At 48.6% G+C, this 14,553-nt stretch carries 9 protein-coding genes; 7 read left to right on the top strand and 2 right to left on the bottom strand.

Annotated features, from left to right (window positions below; all coding sequences use genetic code 11):
* Position 1: 1 nt before the first annotated feature.
* Complete coding sequence (locus PJF56_RS13620; RefSeq protein WP_283763227.1) at positions 2 to 487, bottom strand: hypothetical protein; 486 nt, start codon at positions 485 to 487, stop codon at positions 2 to 4.
* 160 nt (positions 488 to 647) lie between these two features.
* Here PJF56_RS13620 and PJF56_RS13625 point away from each other — a divergent pair, with 160 nt between their 5' ends.
* From PJF56_RS13625 to PJF56_RS13655, 7 genes are all read left to right on the top strand, one after another.
* Positions 648 to 1,769, top strand: coding sequence for a hypothetical protein (locus tag PJF56_RS13625; RefSeq protein ID WP_283763228.1), 1,122 nt, complete (start codon positions 648 to 650; stop codon positions 1,767 to 1,769).
* A complete protein-coding gene (locus PJF56_RS13630; RefSeq protein ID WP_283763229.1) occupies positions 1,724 to 2,851 on the top strand; it encodes a hypothetical protein in 1,128 nt (375 codons plus the stop codon). Before PJF56_RS13625 ends, PJF56_RS13630 begins: the two co-directional genes overlap by 46 nt.
* 416 nt (positions 2,852 to 3,267) lie before the next feature.
* Positions 3,268 to 5,601, top strand: a complete 2,334-nt coding sequence (locus PJF56_RS13635) for a transglutaminase TgpA family protein (protein WP_283763230.1) — start codon at positions 3,268 to 3,270, stop codon at positions 5,599 to 5,601.
* A 101-nt stretch (positions 5,602 to 5,702) separates the two neighbouring features.
* Positions 5,703 to 7,136 (top strand): efflux RND transporter periplasmic adaptor subunit, encoded by a 1,434-nt coding sequence (locus PJF56_RS13640; protein ID WP_283763231.1) that lies wholly within the window; start codon positions 5,703 to 5,705, stop codon positions 7,134 to 7,136.
* A 347-nt stretch (positions 7,137 to 7,483) separates the two neighbouring features.
* Positions 7,484 to 10,837 carry an efflux RND transporter permease subunit gene (locus tag PJF56_RS13645; RefSeq protein ID WP_283763232.1) on the top strand — a complete coding sequence of 1,118 codons (3,354 nt, stop codon included), beginning with the start codon at positions 7,484 to 7,486 and terminating at the stop codon, positions 10,835 to 10,837.
* 280 nt (positions 10,838 to 11,117) lie between these two features.
* A complete protein-coding gene (locus tag PJF56_RS13650; RefSeq protein ID WP_283763233.1) occupies positions 11,118 to 11,912 on the top strand; it encodes a pseudouridine synthase in 795 nt (264 codons plus the stop codon).
* A gap of 3 nt (positions 11,913 to 11,915) precedes the next feature.
* Complete coding sequence (locus PJF56_RS13655) at positions 11,916 to 12,737, top strand: helix-turn-helix domain-containing protein (RefSeq protein ID WP_283763234.1); 822 nt, start codon at positions 11,916 to 11,918, stop codon at positions 12,735 to 12,737.
* 7 nt (positions 12,738 to 12,744) lie between these two features.
* Here the strand turns inward: PJF56_RS13655 and malQ are convergent, their stop codons facing one another.
* Entirely contained in the window at positions 12,745 to 14,250 is a 1,506-nt protein-coding gene (malQ, locus tag PJF56_RS13660) for a 4-alpha-glucanotransferase (protein WP_283763235.1), read from the bottom strand.
* Positions 14,251 to 14,553: the final 303 nt, after the last annotated feature.

Below are 14,553 nucleotides of genomic sequence, written 5' to 3' on the forward strand. Positions count from 1 at the left end.
ATCAAGCCATATTCGGGGGAATATTCGAGTTAGGTGGAGCCGAACCCGAAGAGAGTTGAGTCAAATAAGACTGAATTAAATTTTTCACATCTTCAGAGCGCACTTCTACAGCAGATTGAAAATCACCTGGCGTTTCAAAGAAAACCAAACTATCAATCGGCAACGTCACGATTTGAAACAAAAGGGCCGTAATGGCGATCGGTGCAGCCATCAGGTTAGGATCGTCTTTAGCTGAAGGAGACTGGGCCGCATCTTTGAGGGTGGGAAAGACATAAATCACCTTTTTAGTGAATTCCGGTTCCTCATTATTGCGTAGGGTGGTGAACACCCACTCCTGGTTGACCGATTGCAAAATATAATATTGAGAATGTTGAAGTTGTTGGGCCAATGCTTTCAGGGCAGGAGCGATCGCCGCTATGATCCGGGGTGTTGTACCATCTTGAGGCGCTTGATCGATTAAGGCTTGAATCTGGTCATCTAAATCCATAGGTTGAGCTTCGGTAGCATCGTCTTTAGTCTAGATTCCCAGTCTAGCCCATCGAAAGAGCGAAAAGACCACAATTAACCTATTCTCACAACACTTCAACCCAAGCTATGTTACCTTCATCTAAACAAATCACTCTGGTTAGGGGGGAATAAAGGAACTTGTGGAGCAGATTTATACAACTATCTTTGAACTCCTATGGCAACAACTCCAGAAGTCAACCCAAGCAGGAGAACAAAACTCTCAGCAAGTCGCCCATCGCATTGCCGGGGAAGTGACCCGAATTTGCGTAGAGAGTCAAAGGATTCAAGCATCAGGCGAAGTAGAAGGATGGGCAAGGAAGCTGGCTCAACTGCGTCTCAAGCAATGTTTGCACTATTACCAGCAAGGTTCGGTCAAAGGTCGCCGAGATCTCCATAGTACCTTAGCGGCGATCGTCTATGGCTATATTAATCCATCTTATCGGTCAGCCAGTTATGCGGCTCGCACCACCTTGATCGAAGATTTTTTACAAGCCTTTTACCTCGAAGCCTTTAATGCCTTTCGTCGAGAAACGGAACTGCCCTTTACCTATCATCCCAAAACCCGGTTAGACATTGCCGAATTTATGGCCTTTGCAGAGCGCTATGGGAAACGCCGTATTCGTCTGAGAGGAAACCGATCGCAACAACTGATTATTTTACGAGCGCAAACCTTTTCTCAACAACAACCTCCAGAAGATTTAGTAGATATTGAAAGCGCCTCAGAAGCGGGAAGTGCTGACCCAGATTCTCAACGGTCAAGCCCCGGACTTGCCCAAGTCCGCAAGGCCATCAGTAACCAGGAACAGATCCCAGAAGTTAATGAGATTACTGAAAAAGTTACTCAAATGCTTTTAGCCTATCTAGAAGAACGAGGGCAGCAACAGTGTGCCGATTATTTTGTGTTCCGTTTACTCGATTTAGCTACCTCACAAATTGAATGGATTTTAGAGATTACCCCTAGGGAAAGGGATTATCTGCAACAACGGTTTAAATATCACTTAGAGCGGTTTGCCCTTGGGCCCCATTGGGAATTAGTGCATGAATGGTTAGAAGCAGGTTTAGAACAAAATTTAGGCTTAATGCCCCAAGAGTGGGAAACCTTTACCGAGCAGCTCTCGGAAGAGCAACAGCAACACTTAAATTTGAGACAAAATAACCTTAACGATGAAGCGATCGCCGATCGATTAGGCTGTACGCTCACTCAAGTGCAAAAACGATGGATCAAAATCCTAGCCCAAGCTTGGGCGATCCGCAATGCTTAAATTATCCGGAGAATTCACAATTTGCCATGAATAGAGACCCAGAAGCCAAAATTGAAGCCCTGTTTAGTTGGCTCCTCAATCCTCCAGTGGATGACTCTTCTCCACATTCAGAAGAAGGGATATCTAACCCCAACCCCGATGAACATTCATCCCGATGGATGGATCGACCCGATGAATCATCTGGGGATGGGGAGGAACTCGATCCATTGGAGTCAGAAGATATCGATGGCATCTATCCCCCCCATTTAAGTTCCCAGGGCCAACCTTTAGAGATAGGAGAGATACCCGCCGTGCAAGATCGTTTCCAGGCTTTATTAAAGCGACGAATTCAAGCTGAAATGCAATCCAATCTTCCCTTATTTCCTTGGGAGACCACGATTATGGACTATGAGGATGACCCCTGTGAGGTCATCTCCTCCCCCCCTGTCCTTTCTCAACCTTGGATGCTACAGCTCAAACAATTAAATCTTCCCGTTCCAGTAGAATTTCCTGAGTCTTTACTCGCCCAATTACTCGATCGCTGTCAACAAGTCGCCCAGTCTACCCTGCAAGAGCCAGCCAAACTGGTGCAAGCGGTAGAAAATTTATTTCCCAATGACTTTCTGACATTGAACCAGATTACCAGTCGGTTATTATTCGTCTATCGCGACCCCAACCCTAACCCAACTGAACCTCGTCCCCCTTTGGTGTATGAGGAAGCCCAACAATCGCAGAAAATGCGGTTATCTCTATTAGCGGCCCAAAAAATTCTCCAAACCCTAACCTTAAATCCTGTGGTCAATCAAGCCGCTACTGAACGGGAATGGGAAACTGAAGTGGGATTACTCAGAGTTTGGGCAAATTATACCCAAGGTGAAAAGGGGTCTCAACTGAAAGTCGAAGCCCTGCTGCCTTGTGCAGGAAGTATGCAGATCCAGGGGGAAGGGGGACAGGCGATCGCCAAACGCTATGATGCCGGATATGTGAGTGCAGACGTATTTGACGTTATCGCTGATGGCCCGTATAGCTTAATTATTGAGCTAGAAAATAATCCCGAAGCGCCCCTGATGTTTGCGATTAAACCCACCCCTACCGGAGCGTAACCCCAGATTCAGACACCAGACAGAAAAAATCTTGTTACCGAAAATTTGGGTTTAAAGCCCCGTCCTTTAAGGACGGCTTTGTGTTAAGATGCAAGAGGTTTGAATCCCCTGAGTGGGCGGTACTGAATGAAAACCCGTAAAAGCTTTTTGTCGCCAGACAGGTAGGGTAGGGCATACCCGAACCTCTCCTGAAATGGAGAAACGCTTGGAGAGTGAACCCCTAAAGGACATCTAGATAACAAGTGATCTTCTAGCAAGTTCGGTTCAGATATAATAATCGTGTAAGACCTAAGTAGAGGTGACTTGAAAGGGCTGTGATTAGCTCAAGAATCCCCGTACCATTAGGTCGGGGAGTGTCAAACTAGCTCTTAACTGAACATCAGTTGTTACTGAGCAACCGTAACCAGATACCAACTATGGCAAACTCATCAGGGACGCGCCAGCGAGCAAAGCTGCCCTTCCTATCGGATTTGTGGAAGAATTTACAGAATCTTCCTAAACCCGTGGCTGAAGAATCCATGTTCTTAAGAATTTTGGTTCAGGCTTTAGTCAGTGTGGGAATTATGGCCACTGATGTGGCGGCTGGAAGCCAAATGAGTCTGTGGGCTGTTCCAGTAGGTGTCGTTGGGGCCTTGTGGAGTTGGTATCGACGCAGAGATCGCAATGTGGTCACGAAATTTGCGATCGCCATTGGCATGTTAATTGCCCTGTTTGTATTCTTCGGCAACCTCTTTACCCAGCTCAATGATACCCGCTTTGTTCTCGCTGAACTGCTGGTTCATCTCCAAGTCTTACATAGTTTCGATCTACCGCGCCGCAAAGACTTGGGCTATTCCATGATTATTGGGCTAATTTTAATCGGTGTCGCTGCAACTCTGAGCCAAACCTTAGCCTTTTCGCCCCTGTTATTTGTGTTCTTGGCGATCGCCCTGCCGACCCTAGTCCTAGATTATCGCTCACGCCTCGGATTATCTCCCCTCACCTGGACTCGAAAGGGCAGATCCTCTTCAGATAACCGACTCTCCTTAGCGCCTGAACTTGCGCCCAAACAACTGGGATTTATGCTGCTCGTGATTCTGGGATTAGGAATGGCTTTGTTTGCAGCGTTTCCCAGAGTTCCCGGCTATCAATTGCGTAACTTCCCGGTTAGCGCTCCGCCGATGATGCAAGAAGAAGAACAAAATTTTCAAGGCTTACCGGGAACCATTACGAACCCAGAGACGGCCGAGGATGGAGAAGGTGTGGGTGCAGGGGAAGGGGGAGACGCTCCTAGTGAGGGAGCCGGTCAAATGGATGACACCTTTTACTATGGGTTTAATCGCCAAATTAATCAGAATTTGAGAGGTCAACTAACTCCCAAGGTAATGTTACGGGTTCGGTCTCAAGCAGAAGGATTTTGGCGGGTTTTAGGGTTCGATCACTATACCGGTCAAGGATGGGAAATTCGCCAAGAGAATACGGCCTTGGTTGAACGTCCCCATTGGTCGTATAAGTTTTATCTTCCTCGGAGTCCTTCCCTGGCAAGAAGTCGAGAAATTGTGCAAACTTATACCGTAGTCGAAGCCTTGCCGAATCTGATTCCAGCCCTATATCAAGCAGAGGATTTATATTTTCCCACGCGGGAAGTAGCCATTGACCAACATGGAGCGATGCGATCGCCCCTGAACCTGCGGGAAGGATTAACCTATACAGTCATTTCCGAAGTTCCCTATCGCGATCGCTCCATTTTGCGCCAAGCTTCAACCAACTATCCCAAAGACATTCGCGACCTGTATCTGCAAATTCCCCCAGAAATCGCAGAGCGCGTGCGCCAGAAAACCGAGGAAGCCTTAGCAACCTCAGAAAATCCCTTAACCGATCCCTATGAAAAAGCCCTTTATCTGGCTCAATATCTGAAGCAACGCTATACTCTGGAGCCAGAATTACCCTTTTTTGACAACAATGAAGACCTGGTAGAAGCCTTCTTATTCAAGTATCAAGGGGGCTATCCCGATCACTTTTCCACCACCTTAACGATCATGTTAAGGGCGATCGGCATTCCGGCCCGTCTCGCAGTCGGCTTTGGCCCCGGAGAATTTAACCCCTTTACCGGACTGTATGTGGTTCGCAATATCGATGCCTTTGCCCTCACAGAAGTCTACTTTCCAGAATATGGCTGGTTTGGCTTTGACCCCATCCCCGGCCATCCCCTGATTCCCCCCTCAATTTCCGATTATCAGAGCTTTAGCGTCCTGCGTCAGTTTTGGAACTGGGTGGCTGGTTGGTTACCGTCTCCCGTGAAAAATGCTTTTACGGCGATCGGGGCGTTTATTATGACCGTTTTAGTGCGATCGCTCATTCGCCTCTGGCAAATAATTTCCAGTGGCTGGACAGGCTTCTTTATCGGGGCAATCTTAGCCATTGGCCTCTCCTTTTTCCTCTGGGTTTTATTCAAACAATGGCAAAAATGGCGGCGGCAAAGATGGCTCTCTAAACTCCATCCCATGGAGCGCATTTATCAAGAATACTTAAGCATTCTCAGGGAAGCAGGTTATCCCAAACATCCGGCCCAAACCCCTCAAGAATATGCCCACAGTTTGCACGGTAAGTATACTTCAGAGGCAGAAAAAGTGATTGACGAGATTCCTAACGCTTACGTGCAATGGCGCTATGGTGGCATAGAAGCTCAATCCATCGCCCATTTACAGCAGAGTTTGCAACACTTACAACAAAGCTCTCGCCAAAGGAAATTGCAAACCCAGGGAAAATAGTAGGCGCTTACATATTTTCGCCCCCTACAAATTAGGGACTCTGGGCCAGACAGAGGCTAAAATGGTTGGCGTTACAATAAAGCTCTAGCATGACCCCTGCCATGAACAATCATCCTATTCATAATGCGTTTAAGATTCTTCCCCTGATTGCCAGTGCTATGGTGTTAGCCTCTTGTGGCAAAGAGCAAATACAGGCAACAGCAACGGCTCGTCCTGCGGTTCCCGTCGCTTTTGGAGAAGTGGAATCGGGACGGGTTAGCGATGGTACAGAATATAACGTGGCATTAGTTTCTAGGGAAATTGCCAATGTGCGCCCTAGGGTGAGCGGAAATGTTTTAGAGCGATATGTGGATTTAGGCGATCGCGTCACCGCAGGACAACGAATGTTTGTCATCGATCCCATTGAACAACAGGCAGCCGTAAATTCCCAACTGGCGCAAGTGGGATCGGCTACAGCCGCCGTAGAACAGGCAAAAAGTAATCTGCAATCGGCGATCGCCGATCGCGCCCGCATTGCTGCCGAAAAAGACCTCAACTCCGCCCGCGCTGACTGGGAAAACGCCAAATCCACCCTACTCTCCCAAGAAGCCGAACTCTCCCGCAGGCAAGCCCAACTCGATTACCAAACCCTGGAAAATGAGCGCTATGAATCCCTAGCAGCCGATGGAGCCGTTTCCCAAGAAACCGCCGATCAAGCCAAACGCACCTATCTGCAAGCCCAAGCGGATGTTGAAAACCAAAAAAAAGTCATCGAAGCAGCCCAATCCCAAGTAGACAGTAGCCGCCGAGCCTACGATCGCCTTATTGCCTCCGTAGATGCCCAACTAGCTGCCCAAGATCAAGTCATCGCCGGAGCCAAGGCTGAAATTGCCAGGGTAGAACAAGACCTGCAACGCACCAGACAACAAGCCGCCGAACAAGAAGCTCGGTTAGGATTTTATGAAATTAACGCCCCCTTTTCCGGAACCGTGGGCAATGTCCCCATCAAAGTCGGCGATTTTGTCGATAGCCAAACCCTCCTCGCCACCGTCAGTCAATCCCAGCCCTTAGAAGTCCTGATTCAAATTCCCATTGACCGCTTGTCCCAAGTGCGAGTCGGGACAAAAATCGAACTCAAAACCCAAAACAATCAACCCATTGCTACGGTTCCCGTCTCCTTCATCTCGCCCCAAACCGATCCCAATACCCAAACTATTACCATCAAAGGCATCTATGGCAACGTCCAAAACCAACTCCGCACCGATCAACTGGTCAAAGCCAAAGTCGTCTGGGAAGATCGACCCAGTTTAACCATTCCCACCACTGCCATCAAGCGTATTGGGGGCCAGGCTTTTGTGTTTGTGGTCAATGAATCAGAAGGGCAACAAGTAGCCACCCAAACCCCAGTCACCCTAGGCAGTATCACCGGGCAAAAATTTGTCGTGCAAGAAGGTTTGCAGGGAGGAGAAACCATCGTCACCGAAGGAGTGGTTAAACTCGTCGATGGATCGCCTGTAGTGGATGCCAGCACCTTGCCCAGTTCTCCAGATAATTAGGGAATAGTTACAGCCCTTCAGGATTAACAGTCGTTCTGGAGTTAGCGTTTTTTAAGGCCTTTTCCAGGCCGTCAAAAGGGGCTATCCCGACATGCGATCGCCAACAACAAAGAGCAGACGGTGCTGAGTTATAGCGCGATCGCGCCAAATCCGATTTACAACAGCTACGGGAGAAACTGCGACAGTTAAATATTGACTAGCAAATTATTTCATAGGCAGGGTATAAATAGGGGAATGTAACCTGCCGATCTTGTGAAAATCCCACCTTGAGATAAACTGGAGAAACTTCAATGCCAGTTGAATGTTGAGCTTGCTTCGTGCCCCTTGATTGTCTTGACTAATGACCTATGCTCCTAAGTATTGCCGATACCTTCATTAAGCGACCCGTCTTAACCACAGTTTGCTCGATCCTCATTGTCCTGGTAGGGGGAATCTCTTTACCTTTGCTACCGATTTCCCAATTGCCCCAGTTGGCGAATACGGAGGTGCAGGTGACTGCCAGCTATATTGGCGCAGATGTGCAAACGGCGGAAACCACTACCACGACCATTATCGAGCGAGAAATCAATGGGGTGGAGAACATGAAATATATGTACTCCAACACCAATAATGGGGGGTTGAGTTCCATTCGGGTAGCCTTTCCCCAAGAAGTAGACCGGGATATTGCTCAGGTGAATGTGCAAAACCGGGTTTCTGTGGCTGAACCCCAACTCCCGGCTGAAGTGAAGCAAACGGGGGTGAAAACGGATAAAGCTTCACCCAATATTTTGTTGGTGCTGGGATTTTCGTCCGATCGCGATGAGTCGGGAAATTATTTTTACGATGAGATCTTTATGAGTAACTATATCGATCTCAATATTCTCGACCAGCTTAAACGACTTCCAGGGGTAGGACAAGCGACCTTACTCGGCGATCGCAAATATGCCATGCGGATTTGGCTTGACCCGAATAAAATGGCAGCACGGGGACTGGCAGCTTCAGATGTGGTCAATGCCCTGAGAGAACAAAACCTACAAGTGGGAGCCGGGAAAATTGGCCAAGCCCCAGCCCCAGAGGGGCAACTGTTTGAAATTCCTTTGCAAGCCACGGGTCGATTTGCGGATGTTAGCGAATTTGAGGAGCTGGTGGTTAAGGTTGGCTCTGGGGGAACCTTAGTCAAGCTTAAAGATGTGGCGAAAGTGGAACTGGGGGCACAGGATTATACAGTAAATGTACTCTTAAATACTGATCCAGGTGTGGGGATTGCTATCTATCAGTTGCCGGGATCAAATGCTTTGGAAACCGCTCAAGCCGTGAAGTCAGAGATGGAGCGGTTATCGGTTGATTTTCCACCAGGCATGAATATGGTCGTTGCTTATGATACAACGACATTTATTAATAAGTCCCTGGAAGAAGTGGTGATTACCCTGTTCCAGGCAATCGGTTTGGTGATCCTGATTCTGTTTGTGTTTCTCCAGGACTGGCGCTCGACTCTGGTTCCGGCGATCGCCATTCCCGTAGCTCTGATTGGGGCGGCGGCAGGCTTGAAAATTGTGGGCTTTGAAATCAATACCCTTACCCTATTCGCCTTCACCCTGGCTTCCGGTTTAGTGGTCGATGATGCGATCGTGATTGTAGAAGCGGTATCGAGCAAAATAGAAGAGGGAATGCAAGCAAGACAAGCTGCCCTCGATGCCATGGAAGAACTCACCGGCGCAACGATCGCCACCTCAGCCGTCCTCATGGCCGTATTTATCCCCGTCTCCTTCTTCCCCGGAACCACCGGCATTATCTACAAACAATTTGCCCTCACCATCGCCTTTGCCGTTGCCTGCTCCACCTTTAACGCCCTCACCTTCTCCCCCACCATGTCCGCCTTGCTATTGCGGCGCAAACAAGAACCCCATGGGCCCCTGGCTTGGCTATTCCACAAATTTAACCAAGGATTTGGTTGGGTACAGGATCGCTATGGAAATTTGATTGAATTTCTCACCCGCATTAATACCCTAGTCATTGGCGTATTTGTTGTGGGTTTAGTGGCAACCGTCTGGATGTATAACACCGTTCCCAGTGGGTTTGTCCCAGAAGAAGACCAAGGCTATTTTCTAGTCATTTATCAAGGCTCGGATGGGGTCTCCCTGAACTATACGGCCGAAGTCGCCAAAAAAGTCGAGGAAAAAATCCGTTCTGTGCCTGAAGTAGAGCATACCTTTGGAGCAGCCGGTTATAGCTTTGATGGTCAAGACCCCAGTAAGGGGATCTTCTTTGTCAACTTAAAATCTTGGGATGAGCGGCCCACCGCCGAACAGTCAGTGTATGGTACTTTGCAAAAGGTCAACCGCTCCTTGGCGACCATTCCCGAAGTCTTTGCCCTTGCCCTGAATGCGCCTCCGGTACAAGGGATGGGTAACACCGGTGGCTTTGAGTTCCAACTGCAAGACCGTACCGGTAATGCCACAGTTCAAGACCTGCTCAATAATGCCAACCGCTTAATTGGGGCGGTTAACTCGGATGACTATCCGGCTATTGGTCAGGCATTTACCCAGTTTACCGCCAATAAAGCCCAAAAAAGGGTGGAGGTATTGCGCGATCGCGCTAAAGCCCTGAATGTAGATGTCAGTGAAGTCTTTTCCACCCTCGCTACCTATCTCGGATCGAGTTACGTTAATGATTTTGTCCTCGGACAGCGCCAATACCGGGTTTATGTGCAAGCCGATGCTCAATATCGCTCCGATCCCGAAGATATTAACCAGCTCTATGTGCGCTCTAGGGACAATCAAATGGTTCCCTTGGGCAGTTTAGTCACACTCACGGAGTTTACTGGGCCGGAGATTATCCAACACTTTAACGTCTTCCGGGCGATTAAAATCCAAGGTAACCCAGCCCCTGGGTATAGTTCTGGACAGGCGATCGCCGCCATGGAACAAGCCGCCCAAGAAGTTCTAGACCCTGGTTTTGGCTACTCCTGGCAAGGAACTGCCCTAGAAGAAAAAGCCTCTGGAGGCAGCGCCCCCATCATCTTTGGTCTCGGCTTTATCATGGTCTTTTTGGTCTTGGCAGCTCAGTATGAAAGCTACATTGACCCCACCATTATCATGTTGTCCGTTCCCCTCTCCGTCCTAGGGGCACTCTCCGCCATTTGGTTCCGGGCCAATATCATTCAAGCGGGAGGCCTTTGGCCGGTGGTCACCAATGATGTGTACTGCCAAGTTGCCCTCGTCATGCTCATCGGGTTAGCTTCCAAAAACTCCATTCTGATCGTCGAGTTTGCTAACCAACTCCATGAAAAGGGTCTAGACTTTACTAAAGCAGCCACCCAAGCGGCCGAGCAGCGCTTCCGACCCATTCAAATGACTGCATTTTCAACCCTGGTCGGCTTTTGGCCCCTGGTGACAGCATCCGGTGCAGGGTCGAGCAGTCGTTGGTCTTTGGGAACCGCCATCTTTGGGGGGATGCTCTTGGGAACGATCCTCTCTTTGGTAATTACGCCCAACTTGTATATTGCTGTCAAAACCCTAGAAGCCCGTTTACTCAAGGGTGAAAAACCCCAGAAACCGACAGGAGGTTCAGGAGGTTTAGGAGCGCTGGGGAATTTGTCTGGTTTATTGAAGAAACCCATAGCCAAGAATGGCCACAGCACCAATGGGACGACTGAAGATCGGCCAGAGGGGCCAACGGAACCGGATACCTTACCGGAAGAGTCCGAACGCGGTAAATGGTGATCTTTTCCTGTAAGCCTAGTGGTGGAAAGGTCTCGGAAGATCCAATTTAGGAACTAAACATCAATTGATTAAGTTTGAGTGAGTTTGAGAGAGGAGATTTCAACCCAAGGCGATCGTAGGGAATTTTAAATTTTTAATTGAACTCCCCCCGTTATGGGCAACTTCTTGTAAGATTTGTAAAGATTGCCCATCAAGCCGATCGCCGGGACTGCCAGCCAAGCACAACCCCTTTCTTGAATAACCTCTTAACTAAACTATCCCATTCGCAAGTATTACAACAATGATGGAGGCTCCTTCGGGTCATCTACCTAGAGATGAACGATTACAAAAAATTTTATCTCGTTGGGGAGTGGCTTCCCGACGACAGGCAGAGGTCATGATTCAAGCGGGTCGAATTCGCATTAATGGCCAGGTTGTTTATCAACTCGGCCAGAAAGCCAACCCCGATCGCGATGCGATCGAAATCGATGGTTCTCCCCTCTCTAGTCACCACCGCCCCCAGCGCTTTTATGTCTTACTCAACAAACCCCTAGGAGTGATTTGTACCTGTGCCGATCCCCAAAATCGTACCACCGTCTTAAACCTACTTCCTCCCACTCTGTCTGAAAATACCGGTATTCATCCAGTCGGTCGTTTAGATATTGATTCCACAGGTGCGCTACTACTGACCAATGATGGAGACTTTACCTTTCAGATGACCCACCCTCGCCATAGTATCCCCAAAACCTATCGGGTTTGGGTCGAAGGTATTCCCCCAGAATCTGTTCTTGACGACTGGAGAAACGGTATAGTCTATGAAAACATCAGAACTCTACCGGCTAAAGTGAAGCGAATTCGTTCGCAAGGCACTTACAAGACCCTGCTAGAGATTATCTTATGGGAAGGTCGCAATCGACAAATTCGTAAGGTGGCCCAAACCCTAGGGTATCCAGTGGTGAGTCTCCATCGCAGTGCCATTGGATCGATTCGACTACAATCTTTACCTAGAGGCCAATATCGAGATCTGAGCGCCTTGGAAATTGAAGCATTGAGAGGAAACTGTGGTACAAAACATATCGGTGGTGAAGGAGCGTAATCGATGAAGAAACAGAAAACTATACAATCCTCGGTCAATGAGTTGGAGTCCTTGAAAGGTGTTCTGATTGACCTGGGGTCTCAATTGCGAGACCGCCGTCAGGAAAAAGGTTTGAGTTTAGACTGCATTGCGACGAAAACTTGTATCCGCCAACGTCTGTTAAGGGCGATCGAAGAAGGAAAACTCGAACAACTCCCGGAACCGGTTTATGTCCATTACTTTCTCAGACGCTATGCTGATTTTCTAGGATTCGATGGCCAAAGCTTTGCCAGTCCTTTCCCCTCAGAATCTAGATTTAATTTACTCAAGTCCTCTTGGATGCGTTGGCCCATGTGGCAACTGCGTCCCGTTCATTTGTATCTGTTATATGTGGGGATTATTTTTGCTTCAGTCAATGGCCTCTCTTATTGGATCGAGCGTTCTGTGGGGACATCGGTTGAGTATTTAGTGGAACAACCGGTAACTTCAACGGAGGCGATCGCCTCTAGTCCCCCTTCCCCCTCCGTTGAAGTGCCTGAACCTGCCCCCACCTCCCTGGTGGTCAAATCCCAACCTGAGAGTGAGTTTGCAGAACCGGTTCGCGTTAGTGTGGTGGTCACTGAACCTGCTTGGGTACGCATTGAAGCGGACGGAGAAACGGCCTTTGAGGGAACCCTCAATGAAGGAACCCAACAAACTTGGGTCGCTAACCAAAAATTGATTATCTTAGCGGGTAATGCGGGAGCCGTTTCCGTTGCCCTCAATGAGGGGAAATCTCAAAAACTGGGAGAACGGGGCGCTGTAGAAGAAGTGATCTTTACAGCTAACCAACTCTCCCGCAGTTAACGCCACTTTAAGATCGGCCATAGAGTTGGGTCATCAGTTGCAGGCGATCGCACAACCACTCACTAATGGAGTCCGGACGGTAACGCCAACTCCAATTCCCTTCCGCTTTTCCAGGGGTATTCATCCGCGCCCTTTGATCTAACCCCAGCAAGTCCTGCATGGGAATAATCGCCCAATTGGCCACAGAAGACAAGGCCAAGCGGATCAGATCCCAATGAATACCATTGGGACTTAAATGACCTAAATAATTCACTACGCGATCGCACTCCCAATCGGGCAGATCGCTCTCAAACCAGCCCAAGGTGGTATTATTATCGTGGGTTCCCGTATAAATCAAGCAGTTGCGCGGTAAGTTGTAGGGCAAAAAGGGATTACCGGGGTCGGAACCAAAGGCAAAATGCAAGACCTTCATCCCCGGAAACCCAAACTTATCCCGCAGGGCTTCCACTTCTGGGGTAATAATCCCCAAATCTTCAGCTAATACGGGCAGCTTGCCTAAAGTCTGCTCCAACTTCTCAAAAAAGGCTTGACCAGGAGTTTCCATCCAAGTACCATTAACCGCCGTTTCCTCCCCTTCAGGAACGGCCCAAAAGGACTCAAACCCCCGGAAATGGTCGATGCGAATCCAGTCTACATAGTCGAGCATGGTTTGGAAGCGATCGATCCACCACTTAAAGTCCGTCTTCTCTAGATACTCCCAGTCATAAACCGGATTGCCCCATAACTGACCCGTTTCACTAAAATAATCCGGCGGCACACCCGCCATCAACTCCGGTTGTCCTGTTTCTGAATCGATCAAAAAGTTATCCCGGTTCGCCCACACATCCGCACTATCATGGGCCACATAAATGGGAATATCGCCAATAATTTCCACGTTCTTCTCATTGGCATAGCTTTTGACAGCTTCCCATTGTTGGAAAAACTTAAATTGAGTGAATTGGTGATAAAAAATTCTCCCTTTTAATCGCTCCTGACACTCTTTCAGAGCGCTCTTTTCTCGGTCAACTAACGGTTGATCCCATTCATACCAAGGTTTTCCCTCCCGATCGTCCTTGAGAGCCATATACAACACATAATCCTCGAGCCAACTGGCTTTTTCCTGGCAAAAGGTCTCAAAGGCTTTGTGTGCTTGGCTGGAATCTTCCAACTTGGCCTGAAAGTTTTGGCAGGCTTTTTCCAATAAGGCCGTTTTCACGGCAATCACTGGCTCGAAGTCTACCCAATCTAAAGGAAATTCGGGCAGATGGGCAAAATCTGCTTCTTCGAGTAAACCGTCATCCTTAAGTCGCTCAGGACTAATGAGCATGGGATTCCCAGCCATGGCTGAATAGCACATATAGGGGGAATTCCCAAAGCCAGTTGGCCCTAAAGGCAAGATTTGCCACAGTTTTTGGTGCGTGTGGGCAAGAAAGTCAACAAAGCGATATGCTTCGTGGCCTAAGTCTCCAATACCAAATCGACTCGGAAATGAGGTGGGATGGAGTAAGATGCCACTAAGTCTGGAAGAGGGCATATTTTACAATTGGCATAGTTTGCAGCTAACATGATGACCTTATCATGTTCTTGGGATCTCCTTGGGTTTAAATTTAATGCCCTCTCCCTAAATCCCTCTCCCAAGGGAGAGGGACTTTCCCCCCTTCTCCTGTGGGAGAAGGGGTAGGGGGATGAGGGCAATATGTTATGTTCATGCCCTCTCCCTAAATCCCTCTCCCAAGGGAGAGGGACTTTCCCCCCTTCTCCTGTGGGAGAAGGGGTAGGGGGATGAGGGCAATATGTTATGTTCATGCCCTCTCCCTAAATCCCTCTCCCAAGGGAG

The sequence above is a fragment of the Roseofilum halophilum BLCC-M91 genome (assembly GCF_030068445.1).
GTDB lineage: Bacteria > Cyanobacteriota > Cyanobacteriia > Cyanobacteriales > Desertifilaceae > Roseofilum > Roseofilum halophilum.